The sequence below is a fragment of the Arthrobacter sp. SAFR-179 genome (genome assembly GCF_059414945.1).
Genome location: NZ_JBPFDM010000010.1, coordinates 108804 through 127101, shown reverse-complemented (window position 1 = coordinate 127101; position 18298 = coordinate 108804). Strand labels below are relative to the sequence as shown.

Here is an 18298-nt window from a genome sequence, read left to right as displayed (position 1 = left end):
CTATTGATTCTTAGCGTGACCCTGGGGCTGGCAAGTTCGGCTGTTCTGTTTGTACTGCGAAAGCGACACGACCGGGACCGGTTGCAGTAGAAAGTCCGCCCCCATAGCGCGGGCTCGATTTCCGAGTACTGCGAAAGCGGTTCTTCTCACGGTGCGCCCATTGGAGGATCCCCCAGCGGACATTAACGCGCGCTGCCGTTTGAACAGGTTCCCGGCTCTAGCGCGTTACAGCTGCCTGCCCCGACGGTCCAATTCCGCTCTCTGAGCTTCTTCTTTGCTCCAAAACGGGGCGTCATTGTGGTGGACTCGGAGCAGATATAGGAGGTATACCGCATTGACCAGAGCCACCAGAGAATAAATCCATAGTGCTGCAGTGTCCCGCCCGTCACCGGCAAGGAACTGGCGAACTGCTAGGAAAGAGAAACCCAAAACCAGTGGGACTGATGACCACGTTGAGAAACGCCAGCTGCCGCGCGTCATTCTCGGCTGGAGACGCTTCTTATCCTCTAACTCGGACATGCGCGCAGCCTACAGCAGGCCCAGAGGAAACAACGGTCCGTAAGCCGATCCCTCACCGGACAACTCACGACTCCGTGTCGCCCTCCGCATGAGTTTGCAATGAGGGGGTCGGCCCGCCCGTCTGCTCCGGCACGTCGCTTCGTGCTTGACCGTCCTGAACGAAGGTGATCCGAATTTGGCTTCCCCGCGCAAGGACCGACCCTGCCGGAGGATCTTGGGAGGTCACCCAGAATAGCCCTGGCCACGTGCGCGAGCGAAGGCCTGGACCATCAGGGTCCCCGGCTGCGAGACCGAACCCAAGGTTCGCCGCAGTCTCCTGTGCGATATGTACAGGCTGCCCAACCAGATCGGGAACATTTAGCATCTGGCGTTCGACCACCTCGGCATCTCCTTTGCGCCCGAAAACTGGTACGGCAAACTGAACCGTCTATTCATCAGATTAGCGCCGGTGTTCGCTGCGTCCCGTAAGGGATCGGCTTACGGACGCGGCCTCTGGTTAGACAAGATGGCCGGCGATTATGCTGGCGTCATGGCACCCCGGCGGCTCGGCATATTTCTTCTCTGCGTGGGTGCGCTTAATGCGCTCATCGGGACCATGCTGGCCATCCAGGTCCCTTCGGAGCGAATCGGCGGCTCGCCGTACGTAATCATTTTTTGCGGGCTCATCCTGATGTTTGCTGGGTATTACACAGGGAAGCGCAAAGCATGATACCCACAGCTGTCGATTAAGCCATGCGATCGGCGGGAAACCTCCCGGGCCGAGCGAGTCACACGGTGGACCCGGCTTTATCCGTCCGTTGGGGGATCCCTTTAGGGGCATTTGCACCTAACTCCGGACCGGAGCCATTTGTCTCATAACCCAGGTGCCTCAAATCGCTAAGGTTTCGCGCAAATCGGTGTCGCGGATTGTGAACAGGAGTGCAGAGCAAACGGGCCCTTGGCATAGGAGTACCGACCGACCAGTCACTGATCACAAACCGTCTGCACAAACCATGGAATCTAGCGGAATAATGTTCAGTCAGCTCCTGAAAGGACAGCGCGAACGCCGCAGGAGTCGATGGCGGCGTAGGCGACGGACACCGCCAGGACCGAGCCGCTGCTTTGGGCCGCGCGCATGGGGATGGACTGCGAGCGGACCAGGCGCCACGTGGTGAAACCGAGGGAGGGCCACAGCCAGCCCGGGACCTTACGGTCCGGGAAGACGGCCAGCGGCACGCCGCGCCACCGGGCTTCCTCGGCCAAGCCGTTGGTGACGCCAATGCCCACGGCGGCGAGCGCCGCCGGGCCCCCTTCCTGCCTTGGGGATCAGTTCCGTGGCGATGACCCCGGCTGGCGGGACCAGCAGGACACTCCACGCCATCGCCCTGCCCGGCGCCACGTGAGTTCCTATGGCCCTACTTCAGGCTCAGCACCTCGTCGATGGGGCGGCCGTTGACGTACACCTGTGCACTCGTGGCCCCGGACGCCGTCATGGCGGTGTATTCCAACTGCGCCTTGGCCCGGGGGACGTCGCAGACGCCGCCAAGCATGAACTGCCCGGAGAGCCAGATGGTGATGGTGCTGCCGGTCAGTTCGCCGCCCAGATACGTCAGGCTCGACTGGTAGAGGACATTGATGAGCCCGGACTGCCCTATGTCGCGGTTCTTGTTGGCCAGCAGGGTCCCGATGCTGGGGCCCACCTGGTCCGTGAACCGCACGGGGGCTGTGGTGGTGGCCACCAGGCTGTCGCCGCAGCCGATGGCGGGTCCGGAGACGCCGTTGTCACCGACGGCCACGTAGTAAATGGTCAGCGGGGCCACTTGCTCGGGCAGTCCGGTGGGCGTGGGTTCCTCCGTGGGCGGCGGGCTTGCAGGACCGGACGACGGCGGCGGGGCGGCTGGGGTGGTAGGGGCGACTGAGCTGCCCGGCGTCGTGGTGGGGTTCGCCGACGCGGTGGGAGTCGCCGTCGCGCTTGGGCTGGCGCTGCTGGGGGACGCGCTGCTGGCAGTCGGGCTCGGGGCGGCGGAACTTGTGGAGGGGGCCGGGCTGGGCTGGCCGAAGCAGCCGGTGAGGACCAGCAGGCCGCTGAGTCCAAGAATGCTGAATGCCGAAAGCCTGGGCCTGTTCATGGTGCCCCCTTGAAGACAGGTCCCGCCGTTGCGGGGCCCGTCTTCAAGCTACGCCTGAGGGTTAGTCCAGAACAGGGACTAAAGTCCGGGCGCGGCGCGGGAACACTCCAGCCCCGGCCCTACGGGTGCACCAGCACCTTCACTGCGGTGTCCTTGTGGTTGATCAGGGTGTCGAAGCCCTGCTCCACCAGGTCCTCCAGCGCGATGCGGCCGGTGATGAAGGGTTTGAGGTCCACCTTGCCCTCCTGCACCATTTTGATGACGGCGGGGTGGTCGCGGACGTACGCGATGGTGCCGCGCAGGTCGATCTCCTTCAGCACCAGCTTCTGCATATCTACGGTTGCGGGCGCGCCCCAGATGGACACGTTCACCACCACGGCGCCGGGCCGGACGGCGTCGAGCATGGTGTCCAGGACGGCGTTCACGCCCGCGCATTCGAACGCGACGTCGGCGCCGGTCCCGCCGGTCAGCTCCCGCACCCGAGCGGGAACGTCCTCCTTGCTGGGGTCCAGGATGTGGTCGGCCACGCCGCTGGAGGTGGCCTTCTCCTTGCGGGCCTGGGTGAGCTCGCTGATGATCGTGGTCACCCCCATGCCCTTGAGGACCGCGGCGGTGAGCAGCCCGATGGGGCCCGAGCCGCCCACCAGGGCTGTGTCGCCTGATTTCACCCCGCTGCGGGCCACCGCGTGGTGCGCCACGGACAGCGGCTCGATCAGGGCCGCCTCGTCCAGCGGAATGTCACCGATGGGATGTACCCAGCGCTGGTCCACCACGATCTTCTCGCTCAGCCCGCCCCCGCCCCCGGAGAGCCCGATGAAGCCCATCTGCCGGCACAGGTGGTAGCTGCCGGACTGGCACATGTCGCAGTCGCCGTCCACAAAATAGGGTTCGACGACGACGTTGTCACCAACTTCCAGCCCGTCCACGCCTTCGCCGACTTCAGAGACGGTCCCGGAGAATTCGTGCCCCAGGGTCACCGGGGATTCCTCGTGCGAGAGCGGGTGCGGGTGCCCCGGTGCCGGGCAGAAGATGGGCCCTTCCAGGTACTCGTGCAGGTCCGTGCCACAGATGCCGCACCACGCGACATCGATCTTCACCGCCCCCGCCCGCAGCTCCGGCTCCGGGATGTCCTCGATCCGGATGTCCTTGCGGGCGTGGAAACGTGCTGCCTTCATGATTCCTCCATGCTGTGAACGTGACTAGCGGGTGTGGTGGCTGGGCTGCAGTTCGTAGACGGGTGTTTCGAGTCCTTCCATCCGGGCCTTCAGCTGCAGCGCCAGGTAGGCCGAGTAGTGCCGGCTCTGGTGCAGGTTGCCGCCGTGGATCCAGAGCTGCGGCACGTTGGTTGGCTTCCACATATTGCGCAGCTCCCCCTCCCAGGGACCAGGGTCTTTTGGCGTGTCTGACCCGTATCCCCAGCACTTGCCCACGCGGTCCGCGATCTCGGGAGACACCAGGTCCGCCAGCCAGCCGTTCATGGAACCGTAGCCGGTGGCATAGACGATGAGGTCCGCCTCCAGCTCAGTGCCGTCCGCCATGACCACGGCATTGCCGGTGATCTTGGAAACCTGGCCTGACTTCAGCTTCACCCGTCCGTCGATGATCAGCTGGGAAGCGCCGACGTCGATGTAGTAGCCGGAGCCGCGCCGCAGGTACTTCACGAACAGCCCGGACCCGTCCACACCGAAGTCCAGGTCGAACCCCGCGGCCTCCAGCTGCGAGTAGAACTCGGCGTCCCGCTGGGCCATCTGCTGGTACACGGGCACCTGCGCCTCCGGCAGGATGCGCATGGGCAGCGAGGCGAACAGCAAGTCCGCCTTTTCCGTGGTGACGCCGTTCGCCAGCGCCCGCTCGGAGTACAGGTCCCCCAGTGCCAGGTCCATCAGCGATTCGCTGCGGGCGATGTGGGTGGAGGAGCGCTGGATCATGGTGACGTCGGCGCCGTGCTCCCAGAGGTCGGCGCAGATATCGTGCGCGGAGTTGTTGGAGCCGATCACCACGGCCTTCTTGCCCGTCCAGTCCCCGCCGCCGGGATGCTGTGAGGAGTGCCGCTGCTCCCCCAGGAAGCTCTCGGCGCCGTCGAACTTTGGAATGTTGGGGTAGCCGGAGACGCCCAGGGCGAAGACGAGCTGCTTGGGCCGGAGGGTCACCGGTTCGCCGTTGCGAAGGACGTTGACCGCCCATTCCTGCGTGCCGTCGTCGTACGCTGCCCCCACGCACTCGGTGCCGGACCAGTAGTTCAGCTCCATGATGCGGGTGTAGTACTCCAGCCAGTCGCCGATCTTGTCCTTGGCGGCGAAGACGGGCCAGTCGTCCGGGAACTTGAGGTAGGGCAGGTGGTCGTACCAGACGGGGTCGTGCAGGTGGAGGGACTTGTAGCGGTTGCGCCAGGAATCGCCGGGGTTCTGGTTCTTCTCGATGATGATGGTGGGCACGCCCAGCCGCTTCAGCCGGGCAGCCAGGCCGATGCCGCCCTGCCCGCCGCCGATGATCGCGCAGTAAGGCTGCTCCTCGTAGCCCAGCCGCGCCTCCTGCTCCTCCTTGAGCTCCTTCCAGGAGCGGCGGCCGCGGACGATCTGGTGCGCCACGCCCTGCTCGCGGCGCGGGCCCTTCTTCTCCTCGAAGCCCTTGAGCTCCTGCATGGTGGTCAGCAGCGTCCAGCATTTGCCGTTCCGCAGCCGGAGGTGGCCGTAGCCGCGGGCCGCTCCTGTCTCGAACGTGATCCACGCTTCCACCGCCTCGGCGTCCCCGGTGGCGTCCTCCGCGAGCGTCCAATTGGATGGCTGGACCCGGTCCAGGGTGGCCTCCAGCATGTGCCGGATGTCCGCCTTGCCTTCCAGGGTTTTGAGGTTCCAGGTAAACGCCACGAAGTCGCGCCAGTAGCTTTCGTCCTCGAAGAGTTCCAGCGCTGCCTCCACGTCGCGCCGCTGCAGCGCATCATCCAGGCCGGCAAGCCAGGCCTGGGCGGCAGCGGTGGGTGTTTGGGTCATCTCCACTCCTTTGTGTGCTGTTCTGCTGATCCATGGGCTCCGCCCGGAGCCCTGCGATATGCTGGGGCGGGCGTGAGCTGCATCACTAGTGGAACCCCGCGGGGGTAACAACGGCGTTACACGGACCGGCAAGGGTGCCGGCTGTGAGGAGGATGAGTGGACCAGGGCCTGCGGTTTTCGGACCCGGCACGGTATGCGCGGACGCTGCGGCGCGCACATGAGCTGGTGATCTCCGGTGTGCCGCGGCCCGAGATCCCCACCAGCCTGGTGGATTCGTGGCACCGCTCCATGGCCCTGGGCATCAGCCCGGACCAGCACAGCCCGCGGCACCTGCACGAGCCGTCCGAGGTGCTGGAGCTGCGGCGGGACCACCGGCTTCAGCAGGTGATGCCGGCCCTGCACGATCTCCTGGCCGATGATTCCCGTTCCGGCCGCCATCTGCTGGTGCTCACCGACTCCAGCGGAGAAATCCTGTGGCGGGTGGGCAGCCCGGCAGTACTGCGGCGGGCCGACCAGCTGGAATTCCTGGAGGGCGCGGACTGGTCCGAGGCAGGAATCGGCACCAACGCCATCAGCGAGGCTCTGGTCACCGGCGGCCCCGTGCAGCTGTTCTCCGCCGAGCACCTGGTCCGGACGCACCACGAGTGGGCATGCACCGCGGCGCCCATCACGGATCCAGCCACAGGACGGGTGCTGGGCGTGCTGGACGTGTCCGGGCCGCTAGATACGCTCAGCGCGGACACCCTGAGGATGGTGCGGTGTGCCGTCCGGGTGGCAGAGGCTTTGCTGGGAACGTCCGACGCCGGCACCTCCTTGGGTGCCCCGGCTTCCAGGGGCGCGTCCCGGCGTCCTGAACATGCTGTTGCCGGGCAGGGTGTTGCCGGGCAGGCTGCTGCCGTGGAGTCGCTGGAACTGCTCGGCGACAAGCCCGCGGCGGTGTTTGCCGATGGCGTCCGCTCACCGCTGACCCTGCGCCGGGCAGAGATCCTGGCGCTGCTCGACTCCCGGTCCCAGGGCTGGTCCGCCGAGGAGCTGGCCTATGAGCTGCACGGCGACGCCGGAACTCCGCAGGCCATCCGGACCGAGATGTTCAGGGTGCGGTCGATGTTGGCCGGGGCCGTGGAGTCGAACCCGTACCGGCTCGCAGCGGGCCTGGCCGGCGCTTCTGATTCCGGGCGGGTGCTGCGGCTGCTGCGCGAGGGCCTGGTGGCTGACGCGCTCGAAACCTACAGGGCTCCACTGCTCAGCAGGTCAGGCGCGCTGGCCGTTCAGCTGCTGCGGGACCAGCTGGACCTGGCCGTGGGATCGGCAGTGCGGGCCAGCGGGGAAGCCGGGCTGCTGGTCCGGTGGCTCTCCACCGATATGGGCGCCTTTGATTCGCGGGCCGTGGAGGCGCTGGGCCGGCTGGTGGGCCGGACTGATCCGCGATACCTGGCCTTCCGGGCGTCTTCCGGCGCCTGAGCCTGCCGGGTGGTTGCGCCTGGCCAGCCGCTCACCAGACCGAATCGCCGCGCAGCACAACGTCGCTGCCGCCGTCGACATAGACGATCTGCCCGCACAGGTGCGTGTTCTCCACGCTGTTGAGCCACGCCAGCAGACGGGCCACGACGATGGGTTCGGCGATGCCGTTCAGCGGCATGGGAACTACTTTCAGGAGTCCCTCCCGCTCCTGTTCGGTGTCAATGAGGTCGGCCGTCATGGGGGTGGCAATGACGCCGGGCGACACCGCATTCAACGGGATCCCGGCCCCTGCCCACTCGGGGCCGGCGGCCTGGCGGCGGACCCACCGGGACAATGCAAGCTTCGTGGAACAGTAGATGAGCCCGCCGGTGGCCGGCTCCTTCGCCAGCACTTCGGCACGGGCCATGGCCGCCTGTTCGTCCCCGGCGGTGAGCAGGGCAACGAGCTCATCGTCGCTGGCCATCAGGGCTGCCATCGAGGAGACCACGACGGCCCGCGGCGCGTCCGAGCCGGCGAGCAGGGGGCGGAGTTTTTCGAGCGTGGCAACAGCCCCAAAGAAGTTCACCGCAACGGTGGCGGGTCCCGGGACGGCAAGGCCGGCCACGGCGTAGATGGCATCGATCCTGCCGCCGCTGACCTTCCGCACCGCATCCACCAAGGCGCTGCGTCCTTCTGCCGTAGACAGGTCGGCCACCACCTCCGCGTCGTGGATGTCGACGCCGATGACACGCTCGCCGCGCTCCTCGAGCAGTTCCTTCGTGGCCTTGCCAATGCCGGAGGCCGAACCGGTGATGACTGAGATGCGGGGCATGGCGTCTTCTTTCCCTGGCTGGATGGACTTGGATTCACTCTGCCCGCCAGCCTTGAAACGGGCCAGAGGCCAAAGGCCTCCGCTGAGAAGCGGACGCGCCTTCGGGCCCAATCGACATCTCTTGTCACGCCGTTAACCATCCATTCATATCCTCCTCGGACCCTGTCCAACAGCCGGAAATAGCGTGGGCGCCATGGACAACATCTCCCGCAGAACCCTCATCTCCGCCGGCCTCGGAGCCGGCATCGTCGCAGCACTGCCGAGTGCCGCCGTCGCCGTTTCCACCGCTGACGACGCCGGTCTCCGCACCGATCCCTTCATGCTCGGCATCGCGTCGGGCGAGCCGTGGCCGGACGGTTTCGTCCTCTGGACCCGCCTGGCCGTGAACCCGGTGGCGGAGGACGGGCTGGCCGGCATGCCGTCGCGCCCGGTGGCCGTGCAGTGGGAGGTGGCCGAGGATGAGGGCATGCGGAAGGTGGTGGCCCGCGGCGTGGAGCAGGCGCGGACCGAGACCGCGCACTCTGTGCACGTGGAGCTCCGCGGCCTGCGGCCGGGCCGTGAGTACTTCTACCGGTTCCGCACCGGTAAGTACGTCAGCCCGGTGGGCCGTACCCTCACCAGCCCGGCCCTGCACGAGACGCCGGCGGCGCTGGCCATGGCGTTTGCCAGCTGCGCGCAGTACGAGCACGGCTACTTCACCGCGTACCGGCGCCTGGCGGAGGACCACCCGGACCTGGTGCTGCACCTGGGCGACTACCTCTACGAGTACAAGAAGGGCAGCTACGTGATCGGCGGCGGCAACCCGCGCGACCACGAGGGTCCCGAGACCGTCACGCTGGAGACCTACCGGCAGCGGCACGCGCAGTACAAGGCCGACGCCGACCTGCAGGCTGCCCACGCGATCGCACCCTGGGCGGTGGTCTGGGATGACCACGAGGTGGACAACAACTGGGCGGACGACGTGCCGGAGAACAACGACGCCGGGCAGTTGAACGACAGCGTGGAGCACTTCCGGCAGCGCCGGGCAGCCGCGTTCCAGGCGTACTACGAGAACATGCCGCTGCGGCCGTCGTCCCTGCCTGCCGGCCCCGACATGAAGATCTACCGGAGGATCCAGTGGGGCCAGCTGGCCAACTTCCACATGATGGATACGCGGCAGTACCGCGACGACCAGCTCGCGGGCGACGGCTGGAGGAAGAACGTGGCCGGGCGGCTCGCGGAGGACCGGACCATCACGGGCGCCGAGCAGGAGAAGTGGCTGCTGGACGGGTTCCGGAACTCCACCCAGCGGTGGGACATCCTGGGCCAGCAGGTGTTCTTCGCGGAGCGCGACCGGGACCAGGCGCCGGAGATCGACGACGTCTCCATGGACGGCTGGGACGGGTACGCGGCATCCCGCCGCCGCATCACCCAGGGATGGATCGACGCGAAGGTGCGTAACGCCGTCGTCCTCACTGGCGATGTGCACCGGCACTGGGCCAACGACGTGAAGGTGGACTACAAGGACACCGCCTCCCCCGTGGTGGGCTCGGAGCTGGTGTGCACGTCCATCACCTCCACCGGCGACGGCACGGGCTCCACCACGGACGCCACCATGGCCTGGAACCCGCACCTGAAGTTCTACAACGACAACCGCGGCTACGTGAACACCCGCATCACCAGGGACGCGCTGACCGCCGACTTCCGGGTGCTGGACCACGTCACGACGCCGGGCGCACCGGTGGCCACCAAGGCCTCCTTCGAGATCCGGGACGGCGTGCCGGGGCTGCAGGCGGGGGCCTGACACTTCCGCGAGACGCGTTTGCGTGACTTTTGAGCCATCGGCTGGCGGTGGCCCGTGCCCTGGCACCAGTTCACGCGCCTTCGACTGGCATAAGTCACGCAAACGCGTACGCGGCTGGCCTCCGGGTCCCGCCGTCGACCTTTCTCCCGGCCATTGTGCGCCTCAGGGCCCGGGGCTACGATGCTGGCGGGGAGAGGTCCTGTGTCTCACTGCTCGACGACAGGGGCCAGGACGTGACCGACTTCTTCACCATGCAGCCCGGTGAGACTGCTCCTCCCCTGCCGGCAGGGCCCGTCCTGTGCGGCGGAACCGCGGGTATGCGGCGCATCCACCGCTTCTTCCTCTGGGCTTATGGGGAAGCGCCGGGGCTGGTGCGATCTGCTGCAGCGGGTGATACGGCGCGCGCCGCGTACGTGGGGGAAGTGCTGGGGAACTTCGACAAGGTGCTGCACATCCACCACGAAGGTGAGGACCTGCTGATGTACCCGCAACTGCAGGAACGGGCACCGGCATGCGCCCTGCACATAGGGCAAATGCTCGAACAGCACCGGCAGGTCACCTCCAGGCTGGGGGCGATTGAACCGGTCCGGCTGCGCTGGATGCGCACGGCGGACGAAGAGTCGGCGGCCGATCTTGCCGCCCGCTACGAGGACCTGGCCCGGGTCCTCAACACGCATCTGCGCCGGGAGGTCACCGAGATGATGCCGGTAGCGGACAGAGTGATGTCCGAAAAAGAGATGAAGGAAGCCGGGCAGCACGGGATCCAGGAGCTCGACAAGAAGTTCCTGGTGGGCTACCTCGGCATGGTGCTGGCCACGAACCCGCCGGCCGACCGCAAGGAGCTGTTCAACGAGATCCCTCCGCCGGTCCGGCTCGCCTACCGCCTGGTAGGGCGGCTCATGTACCGGAAACAGTACGCAACGCTCTTTCCGGGGCGCCCGATTCCCGAGACGCTGTAGGGAACCTTGTCCAACACACGCGTGCAACGTGTTCTAGGCTGGAATCCCCCGATGCCCATCACAAAAAAGCGAGGCATAACGTGCACCAGGACGCCGCCCGGTTCCTGTCCCAGCCGGTGGCCGCCCAGCCGGGCTCGCCATTGCGGGTGGCCGTGTACTCCCGGATCGCCGAAGCCATCCGCAACGGCCTCCTCACGCCCGGCTCCATGATCCCCACGGAGACCGAGCTCGGCGCGGACATGAAGGTCAGCCGCACCGTGGTCCGTGAAGCCCTCATGCTCCTGGAGGAAGACGGCCTCATCCGGGCGCGCCGCGGCGTGGGCCGGTTCGTCTCGGACACGCTCCCCCGCATCGGTATCGAACGGATCCGCCCCTTCGAAGAGGTCCTCGGCGGCCCCGGGCAGACGGTGGAGGTCAAGCGCACCCAGGTGGTGCGGCAGGCCGCCTCCGAGTTCGTCGCCCCCGGCATCGGCATCGAGCCCGGCACCGACTGCTGGCTGTGGGAATCGGTCCTGATCCGTGACGGCGAGGCCATTGCCCACCTGCAGGAAAACGTCACCGCCCAGCCGGTCAGCATCGGCAAAGGCCCCGCCGCGCCCCTTGAAATTAAGGACGACGGCGGCGCCACCCTGCTTGCCACGCTCAACAACCAGCTGGGCCGGCTGGGGGGCCCGGGCGAGTGCCAGATCAGCCTCAGTCAGGTGGGCCCGAGCCGGGCGAAGCTGCTGGACCTGCGCCCGTCGGACCCCGTCCTGGTGCTGACACAGTTCGTCCGGCACTCCAACCGGCCGTTCTACCTGGCCAAGTGCCTGGTCTCAGCGCGCGCCGGGCACCTGTCCGTGATGCAGTCCCTGCAGTCGTAAACAGCGCTGCGTTACTTGGTGCAGCCCACCGCCTTGCAGGCGTCCACCCGGCCGTACTTCCAGTAGGTTCCCGTGCCTTTGATCGGGTTGGCGGTGGCTTCGATCTTTTTGCGAACCTCAATGTTGGACGTCCCGGCCGCCGTGTTCCATACCAATGCCGCAGTCGCGGCGACGATCGGTGAAGCCATGGAGGTCCCGGTCTCGATGTCGTAGCCCATGGACCGGCTGTTCTGGCCGCCCAAGGTGAACGGGTAGGTGGGGAAAGTCGAGTAGACGCCCACGCCCGGCGCGGCAACATCCACCCACTTTCCGTACGTGGAAAACGACGCCTTCATGTCGTTGTTGTCCGTGGCGGCAACGGCAATGACATTCGGGTAGGCACCCGGATAGACCTGGGCCTGGGTACCGCCGTTGCCGGCAGCGGCAACAATCACCACGCCCGCATTCCAGGCATTGTTGACGGCGGCTTCGAGGGTCCGTGATGAGACGCGCTGCCCGAGGCTCATGTTGATCACCTGGGCGCCCTTGCTGACGGCCCAGTTGATGCCGTTGGCAATGCCGGAGCTGGAGCCGGATCCGCTGTCGTTGAGCACCTTGGCGTCCAGGATGGCGCAGTCCGGGCACACGCCGGCAACGCCAATGGTGTTGTCCCGGGCGGCGGCAACGATGCCGGCCACATGCGTTCCGTGTCCGTACCTGTCGTAGTCCTCATCCACAAAGATGTCTTTGTCGCTGAAGTTAATCCGTTCAACAACCTTCGACGAGATGTCCGGGTGGTTGATGGCGACGCCTGAATCGATGATGGCAACGCGTTTCCCGCCGCCGGTGGTCACGGTCCAGGCCTCGACGGCGTCCACGTCGGCGTTGTCGGTGCCCGCGGCCACAGTTTTGGTGCCGGCGGTGTTCGTGAACGCCTGGCCTACGTTGTGCAGGGCGTATTGGCGGGGGAAATACTCGTCATTTGAGGTAGCCGTTGCGAGTTCGTCCGGTTCGGCGTACTCCACCGCGGGATTGTGGCTCAGTGCCTCAACGAGGTGGAGCTCCTTGCCGGCCGGCACTGTGATGAGATGGGCGCCAGTGCTGCCGATGGCCGGGCCTTCACGAAGGCCATGCTGGCCGAGGACACCGGAGGCCGCGGCGTTGTCGCGGAACTTGACCATGATCTGTCCGGACACGAAAGACGAAGATGCGAGCGGGGATGTGGCGGCAGCGTTGCCTGGCACAGCGGCCGTGAGGGCGCCGAGCGCCATCACGGCCGATGCGAGACCTGCCAGAACTGTTCTTTTCATGCCGCTTATCATGCGCCCCGTGTGTAACAGCGGGGTAGAAGGGAAATCCACAATTTTTTCGGCGGTCAAGGGATTGAGACCTTGTTCGGCATACGAACCGTAGTGCGCTAAGTGAACTTTAACACTATCCTTCATGAGCAGAACGTATGCCGTGGGTCACGCCCGAAAGCGGTGCAGCTCTCGGCCAGACGTGTTCTTACCTTTATCCCTGATCAATGAGGATTACATGACGACTTCTCCCTCCATGCGCGTATCACGCTGGCCTGTCTGGCTCTGCTGGCTGGCGATGGTTTTGGACGGCTTTGACCTGGTGGTGCTCGGCACTGTCATTCCCACTCTTATCAAGACCGGCGAACTTGGCTTTGACGCAGTAGGCGCTACTTTAGTGGCCACCATCTCCCTGGTCGGCGTCGGCCTGGGCGCACTGTTCATCGCCCCGCTCTCGGACCGCTTCGGGCGTCGGAAATTGCTGGCCGCCTGCGTGCTCTGGTTCTCGATTTTCACCATCGCGGTGGTTTGGGCGCCCAATGTCGCAGTGTTCGGCGTCTTCCGGCTCCTGGCCGGGTTGGGACTGGGGGCCTGCCTTCCGGCCGCTCTCGCCTACATGAATGACTATTCGCCGGCAGGTTCCGCAGGCAAGTCCACCACCCGCACCATGACCGGGTACCACGTGGGGGCGGTCGCAACGGCTTTCCTCGCGTTGTTGGTCATTCCCGACTGGCGAATCATGTTCGTCGTCGGTGGTGCTGCAGGGCTCATCCTCCTGCCCTTCCTGTGGTTCAAGCTGCCGGAAACCCTGCAGGCTGGTCCGACAGCGAAGACAGTTAAACAAACGGGTTTCCGGGATCTGGTGAAGAAGCCCTACCCCTTGGTCGCCGCGGCGATCGCCGCCGCCTCATTCATGGGGCTGCTGCTGGTCTATGGCCTGAACACCTGGCTCCCCCAGCTCATGGCATCCGCTGGATATCCCGTGAGCGCAGGCCTTTCCCTGCTCCTGGTGTTGAATCTCGGCGCCGTCGCCGGCCTCATCATCGCCGGCATCCTGGCCGACAGGCATGGCACCAAACCCATCGTGCTGCTTTGGTTTGGCCTCTCCGCCGTCTGCCTTGCCCTTCTGAGCATCAAGGTTGATAACGCGGTCCTGCTCAACGCCCTCGTATTCGTCACCGGAGTGTTTGTATTCAGCGCCCAAGTGCTGGTTTACGCCTGGGTGAGCCAGCTGTTCCCGGCCCGCCTGCGTGCCACCGCCCTCGGTTTCGCTGCCGGGGTGGGCCGCGTGGGGGCCATCGCCGGACCTGCAGTAACGGGCGGGCTGGTCGCAGCTGGAGTCGCCTACCCCTGGGGGTTCTACGTGTTTGCGGCAGCCGGCGCTCTTGCAGTGCTGGCCCTGGTGACCGTCCCGCACGCCATCGCCAACACTCATGCTGAGGTGGAACACGTGAGCTGAACGGTGTTGCCCGGCCCGTCCGTGCTGACGGGCCGGGCTTTCGCTAGACGGCGGTGCCCGCTTCGGCGAGCACCGCCGTCGTGCTTTCCGCGCCCGCATGGTGCTCCAGCAGCGTCTCCACCAGGTGCGGGGCGAAGTCCTCTTCCAGCGTGAGCACCACCCGGCAGCGGGCGCCCCGAACGGGCGGGTAGCCGGCGTACAGTCCGCGCATGTCGCAGATGGTCTGCCCGCGGCCCGGCCCGTCGGAAGTGTCGACGGCGGCGCGCACCACCGGCGCGACGGCGGGCGTCACGGCACCCACGGCGAGCGCGGCGGCCAGGGGGTCATGCATGGCGGAGCAGGGCCGGCCGTAAATGCCCTCGTAGAAGCGGAAGTAGTAGCCCAGCATCTGCCCCAGCGCCTGCGCCACGGGCGAAGAGGAGGCCAGCAACGCCTGCCGGTGGTCCTCCTCCAGCACCGACGCCATGGTCACGTCCAGCGGCACCAGGGTCACGTCCCAGTCCGCGGCCAGCACCAGGGCGGCGGCCTCGGGATCGTTGTGGATGTTAGCCTCCGCCACCGGCGTGATGTTGCCCGGCGCCAGCGCGGCGCCGCCCATCACGGTGACGGTGTCCACCAGGGACGGCAGTGCCGGCTCCAGGCGCAGCGCCTCCGCGAGGTTGGTCAGCGGCCCGATGGCCACCACGCGCAGCGTCCCCGGGTACAGCCGGGCCAGCCGCACCAGCATCTCCGCCGCAGACTCCCTGGCCAGTGCCGCCGCAGCGGGAGCCAGTGACACCTCGCCGATCCCGTTCTCCCCGTGCACCCACGGTGCCCCGCCGCCGAAGGAACCTGCCAGCGGATGGTGCGCGCCAAGGGCCACCGGCACATCATCGGAGCCGGCAAGTTCCAGCAGGTCCAGGGTGTTGCGGGCGCCCACGGCGGCACTGACGTTGCCACTGACGGTCCCGATCCCCTTCACGCAGGCAAAAGGAGAGGCCAGCAGGTAGGCCAGGGCGAGGGCGTCGTCGATCCCGGTATCGCAGTCCAGGTAGATCGGGAAGGGCGTGGTCATGGTGGTTCTCCTACAGTAAAAGGGGTTAGAGGGTCTCGCCCTTGGGGGCGGCGACGAAGAGGCTGACGATGAACGCGGCGGCGGTGATGGCCACGGAGATCCAGAGGGCGGTGGCGTACCCGGCGGCGGTGGCCTGGGCGGCGAAGGGCGCCACCAGGACGACGCCGAGGCTCGCCCCGATGCCGAAGGAGGCGCCGTTAATGCCGGGCAGGGCGGCCGGGGCTTCCTTGGGTGAGAGCAGCACCGAGAGCCCGTTGATGGCGGTGAGGAACAGGCCGTTGTAGAAGATGCCCAGGGCCGCGACGGCGATCAGGACGGCAAGCTGGCTGGTGGAGAACATGGCGGCTGCGATGGCGCAGGCCAGGCTCATGCCGGTCCCGACGCGGAGGGTCTTGATCCAGCCGCGGCGGTCTGCCAGCCAGCCGGCCAGCGGTGCGGCAAAGACGCCAATCAGCGCGGCAGGGGTGAGGAACAGCAGCGCCGAGACGGAGGCGGAAAGCCCGAAGCCGCCGTCGTGGTCCTGGCTGAGCAGCACCACGGTGAAGTTGATGATGGCGAAGATGCCGGCGAGGGTGAGGACGGTGGTGGTGATGACCGGCCATACCTGGCGGGAGCGGAGGTGGTGCACGGCGATGAGTGGGTGGCTGCGCCGCTTCTCGATCAGCCAGAAGGCGGCGAAGGAGGCGATGGTGCCGGCCAGCAGGGCCAGGGCGGTGGGCGAGGTCCAGCCGGCGGCGGATCCGTCGGAGACGAAGTAGGTGATGAACACCAGGAACAGCGAGAGGGAGCCGGCGCCCCACCAGTCCATGGCGCCGCGGACCCCCTGCGGGCGGCCGGCGGGAACGATGCGGAGGATGCAGGCCGCGGAAATCACGGTCAGGGCCAGGACGACGACGAAGATGGACCGGAAGCCCAGGGTCTCGGCCAGGAGCCCGCCCACCCAGCCGTCCACTCCCCCGATGCCGCCGTTGATGGCGGCGATGATGCCCACGGAAGTGCCGAACACCTTGGCCTGAAGGTTCTCGCTGAGGACGATGTAGGCGAGCGCGAAGACGGCGCTGGAGACGCCCTGCAGGAACCGGCCGGCGATGAGCAGTTCCAGCGTGGGTGCCGTGATGCAGAGGATGGTGCCGGCGCCCATGATGCCCAGGACCATCAGCAGCGCGGCGCGGCGGCCAATGAAGTCGCTCCAGCGGCCGATCACGGGGCCGGCGATGGCGCCGGCCAGGAAGAACATGGACTGGACGGGGGCGGTGCTTTCGGCGCCGCGGCCGAAGTCGGCGGCGATCTGCGGCAGGGCCGGGGTGACCATGCTGGCGTTGAGCTGGAAGGACAGCACGCCCAGCAGCAGCGTGGAGATCAGCAGGGCGGCGCGGCGGCCGGAGAGCTTGGCGGCGTCGTCAGGGAGGACGACGGCGGCAGCGGCTTGGGCGGGAGGCGCGGCCGTGGCGGGGGTTGGGGCGTTCACATCAAACTCCTTTGTTCGAACGGGGTGCGGCGGAATCGCGGTCTTCGGAACGGCGATTGGAGTTGTTATACAACCATGTATGACTCACAAGTACAACCATGGGCTACACTATTTTTCAATCCGGCCGCTTCCGGCCCTCCCCCTTCAGAGAGTCTTCCCATGAGCAATCGACTTCCTGCCGTCACCGTGGTCGGCAGCATCAACCTGGACCTGATCGCCACCGCAGGGCGGCTTCCTACCGCGGGCGAAACCATCGGCGGCGCCATCCTGTCCCGGCAACCGGGTGGAAAAGGTGCCAACCAGGCGGCGGCCGCGGCGCGCCTGGGCGGCCGGGTGCGGATGGTAGGGACCGTAGGCGACGACGCGCACGGCCAGGGGATGCTGGACACGCTTGCTTCAGCCGGGGTGGATACTGCCGACGTGGCGGTGCTGCCGGAAGCCACGGGGACGGCGCTGATTGTGGTGGACGCCGAGGGCGAGAACCAGATTGTGGTGTGCCCGGGCGCCAACTCCCACTTGTCACTGGAGGAAGTGGACTTCGGCCCGGACGAGACGGTGCTGTGCCAGCTGGAGGTGGGGCTGCCCGTGGTGCTGGAGGCCGCCCGGAAGGCGCAGGGCTTCTTCGTGGTGAACGCGGCGCCGGCCATGGATCTGCCGGCGGAGCTGCTGGAGCGCTGCGACCTGGTGATCGTCAATGAGAGCGAGTACGCCCTGATCCCGGCCCTGGCATCCGCCAAACTGGTGGCGGTGACCTATGGCGGCGAGGGTTCCGCCATCTTCGAGCATGGCCGGAAGGTGGCGGAGGTGCCGGCGCCCGCCGTCAGCGTGGTGAACACCATCGGCGCGGGCGACGCCTTCTGCTCCGCCCTGGTCCTGGCCCTGCGCACGGGAATGGACTACGCTGCCGCGCTTGCTGTTGCCAACGCGGTGGGTGCAACCGCCGTCGGCGATCCGTCCTCCCAGCCCGAATTGGCACACCTTGGCCACTACGTGGAGCGGACTGCCCCGGCCATGGATGCCCGGTGAGCGTGGCACTGCGGCGGGCGGCGCCGTCGGACTTTTCCGAGGTCCGGCGGATCACGCGGGACGCCTACCTGCGGGCCGGGCACTTCGCTGCCGACCATCCCTACATGGGCGTGCTGGAGGACGTGGAGCACCGCGCCGCCCATGCCCAGGTGTGGGTGGCGGAGGCCGCCGGGAAGGTGGTGGCGGCGGTGACGCTGACGTTCACCGGCCAGCCGTACAGCGAGATTGCGCGGGACGGGGAGCTGGAGTTCCGGATGCTGGCCGTGGATCCGGCACACCAAGGCGGCGGCCTGGGCCGGGCCGTGGTGCGCGCGATCGTGGAGCACGCCCGGCAGTTGCCCGGCATCGCGGCGATCAGCATCACCAGCGCCACGTTCATGGAGCGGGCGCACGCGCTGTACCGGTCACTGGGGTTCCGCCGCGCCCCGGAGCGGGACTGGCATGTGCCGGGCGAGGATGTGCTGCTGTGGGTGTTCCGGCTGGAGCTCTGAGTTTGGGCATTTTTCCAAAACGTTAATGC

At 67.0% G+C, this 18298-nt stretch carries 17 protein-coding genes; 8 read left to right on the top strand and 9 right to left on the bottom strand.

Going from position 1 to position 18298, the window contains the following annotated elements:
- Positions 1-583: 583 nt before the first annotated feature.
- The 3 genes from ACR65K_RS15670 to ACR65K_RS15660 form a co-directional block, all read right to left on the bottom strand.
- Positions 584-883: a PASTA domain-containing protein gene (locus ACR65K_RS15670; protein WP_440153963.1), complete on the bottom strand. Its 300-nt coding sequence runs from the start codon at positions 881-883 to the stop codon at positions 584-586.
- Positions 884-1533: 650 nt separating this feature from the next.
- Positions 1534-1785: a hypothetical protein gene (locus tag ACR65K_RS15665; RefSeq protein ID WP_440153887.1), complete on the bottom strand. Its 252-nt coding sequence runs from the start codon at positions 1783-1785 to the stop codon at positions 1534-1536.
- A gap of 128 nt (positions 1786-1913) precedes the next feature.
- Entirely contained in the window at positions 1914-2318 is a 405-nt protein-coding gene (locus ACR65K_RS15660) for a hypothetical protein (RefSeq protein ID WP_440153886.1), read from the bottom strand.
- Between the two features lie 22 nt (positions 2319-2340).
- Between ACR65K_RS15660 and ACR65K_RS15655 the strand changes: the two genes are divergently transcribed.
- Positions 2341-2640 (top strand): hypothetical protein, encoded by a 300-nt coding sequence (locus ACR65K_RS15655; RefSeq protein WP_440153885.1) that lies wholly within the window; start codon positions 2341-2343, stop codon positions 2638-2640.
- A gap of 106 nt (positions 2641-2746) precedes the next feature.
- Here ACR65K_RS15655 and ACR65K_RS15650 read toward each other — a convergent pair whose 3' ends face one another.
- Positions 2747-3802: a 2,3-butanediol dehydrogenase gene (locus ACR65K_RS15650; RefSeq protein WP_440153883.1), complete on the bottom strand. Its 1056-nt coding sequence runs from the start codon at positions 3800-3802 to the stop codon at positions 2747-2749.
- 24 nt (positions 3803-3826) lie between these two features.
- On the bottom strand, positions 3827-5617 hold the full coding sequence (locus ACR65K_RS15645; RefSeq protein ID WP_440153882.1) for an NAD(P)/FAD-dependent oxidoreductase: 1791 nt from the start codon (positions 5615-5617) through the stop codon (positions 3827-3829).
- 156 nt (positions 5618-5773) lie between these two features.
- Between ACR65K_RS15645 and ACR65K_RS15640 the strand changes: the two genes are divergently transcribed.
- Complete coding sequence (locus ACR65K_RS15640) at positions 5774-7078, top strand: GAF domain-containing protein (RefSeq protein ID WP_440153880.1); 1305 nt, start codon at positions 5774-5776, stop codon at positions 7076-7078.
- A gap of 31 nt (positions 7079-7109) precedes the next feature.
- Here ACR65K_RS15640 and ACR65K_RS15635 read toward each other — a convergent pair whose 3' ends face one another.
- Positions 7110-7889: an SDR family oxidoreductase gene (locus ACR65K_RS15635; protein WP_440153878.1), complete on the bottom strand. Its 780-nt coding sequence runs from the start codon at positions 7887-7889 to the stop codon at positions 7110-7112.
- A 193-nt stretch (positions 7890-8082) separates the two neighbouring features.
- Between ACR65K_RS15635 and ACR65K_RS15630 the strand changes: the two genes are divergently transcribed.
- The 3 genes from ACR65K_RS15630 (at position 8083) to ACR65K_RS15620 (ending at position 11494) form a co-directional block, all read left to right on the top strand.
- Complete coding sequence (locus tag ACR65K_RS15630) at positions 8083-9672, top strand: alkaline phosphatase D family protein (RefSeq protein WP_440153877.1); 1590 nt, start codon at positions 8083-8085, stop codon at positions 9670-9672.
- 233 nt (positions 9673-9905) lie between these two features.
- Positions 9906-10631 carry a hemerythrin domain-containing protein gene (locus ACR65K_RS15625; RefSeq protein ID WP_440153876.1) on the top strand — a complete coding sequence of 242 codons (726 nt, stop codon included), beginning with the start codon at positions 9906-9908 and terminating at the stop codon, positions 10629-10631.
- Positions 10632-10711: 80 nt separating this feature from the next.
- A complete protein-coding gene (locus ACR65K_RS15620) occupies positions 10712-11494 on the top strand; it encodes a GntR family transcriptional regulator (RefSeq protein WP_440153874.1) in 783 nt (260 codons plus the stop codon).
- A gap of 11 nt (positions 11495-11505) precedes the next feature.
- On the opposite strand, the gene ACR65K_RS15615 is transcribed toward ACR65K_RS15620, so the two are convergent.
- Complete coding sequence (locus ACR65K_RS15615) at positions 11506-12783, bottom strand: S8 family serine peptidase (protein WP_440153873.1); 1278 nt, start codon at positions 12781-12783, stop codon at positions 11506-11508.
- 226 nt (positions 12784-13009) lie between these two features.
- Here ACR65K_RS15615 and ACR65K_RS15610 point away from each other — a divergent pair, with 226 nt between their 5' ends.
- Complete coding sequence (locus tag ACR65K_RS15610; protein ID WP_440153871.1) at positions 13010-14230, top strand: MFS transporter; 1221 nt, start codon at positions 13010-13012, stop codon at positions 14228-14230.
- Between the two features lie 43 nt (positions 14231-14273).
- On the opposite strand, the gene ACR65K_RS15605 is transcribed toward ACR65K_RS15610, so the two are convergent.
- Both ACR65K_RS15605 and ACR65K_RS15600 read right to left on the bottom strand, forming a co-directional pair.
- Positions 14274-15284, bottom strand: a complete 1011-nt coding sequence (locus ACR65K_RS15605) for a nucleoside hydrolase (protein WP_440153870.1) — start codon at positions 15282-15284, stop codon at positions 14274-14276.
- Between the two features lie 25 nt (positions 15285-15309).
- A complete protein-coding gene (locus ACR65K_RS15600) occupies positions 15310-16752 on the bottom strand; it encodes an MFS transporter (RefSeq protein ID WP_440153869.1) in 1443 nt (480 codons plus the stop codon).
- 159 nt (positions 16753-16911) lie between these two features.
- Here ACR65K_RS15600 and ACR65K_RS15595 point away from each other — a divergent pair, with 159 nt between their 5' ends.
- Positions 16912-17778 (top strand): ribokinase, encoded by an 867-nt coding sequence (locus ACR65K_RS15595; RefSeq protein WP_440153868.1) that lies wholly within the window; start codon positions 16912-16914, stop codon positions 17776-17778.
- Positions 17775-18269, top strand: a complete 495-nt coding sequence (locus tag ACR65K_RS15590) for a GNAT family N-acetyltransferase (protein WP_440153866.1) — start codon at positions 17775-17777, stop codon at positions 18267-18269. The genes ACR65K_RS15595 and ACR65K_RS15590 overlap by 4 nt, the downstream gene beginning before the upstream one ends.
- The last annotated feature ends 29 nt before the right edge of the window (positions 18270-18298 follow it).

Excerpts from the sequence above, each read along its gene's own strand:
- ACR65K_RS15630 (WP_440153877.1), top strand. The coding sequence starts at position 8,083 with ATGGACAACATCTCCCGCAGAACCCTCATCTCCGCCGGCCTCGGAGCC.
- ACR65K_RS15645 (WP_440153882.1), bottom strand. The coding sequence starts at position 5,617 with ATGACCCAAACACCCACCGCTGCCGCCCAGGCCTGGCTTGCCGGCCTG.
- ACR65K_RS15610 (WP_440153871.1), top strand. The coding sequence starts at position 13,010 with ATGACGACTTCTCCCTCCATGCGCGTATCACGCTGGCCTGTCTGGCTC.
- ACR65K_RS15650 (WP_440153883.1), bottom strand. The coding sequence starts at position 3,802 with ATGAAGGCAGCACGTTTCCACGCCCGCAAGGACATCCGGATCGAGGAC.
- ACR65K_RS15635 (WP_440153878.1), bottom strand. The coding sequence starts at position 7,889 with ATGCCCCGCATCTCAGTCATCACCGGTTCGGCCTCCGGCATTGGCAAG.
- ACR65K_RS15605 (WP_440153870.1), bottom strand. The coding sequence starts at position 15,284 with ATGACCACGCCCTTCCCGATCTACCTGGACTGCGATACCGGGATCGAC.
- ACR65K_RS15595 (WP_440153868.1), top strand. The coding sequence starts at position 16,912 with ATGAGCAATCGACTTCCTGCCGTCACCGTGGTCGGCAGCATCAACCTG.
- ACR65K_RS15615 (WP_440153873.1), bottom strand. The coding sequence starts at position 12,783 with ATGAAAAGAACAGTTCTGGCAGGTCTCGCATCGGCCGTGATGGCGCTC.
- ACR65K_RS15670 (WP_440153963.1), bottom strand. The coding sequence starts at position 883 with ATGCTAAATGTTCCCGATCTGGTTGGGCAGCCTGTACATATCGCACAG.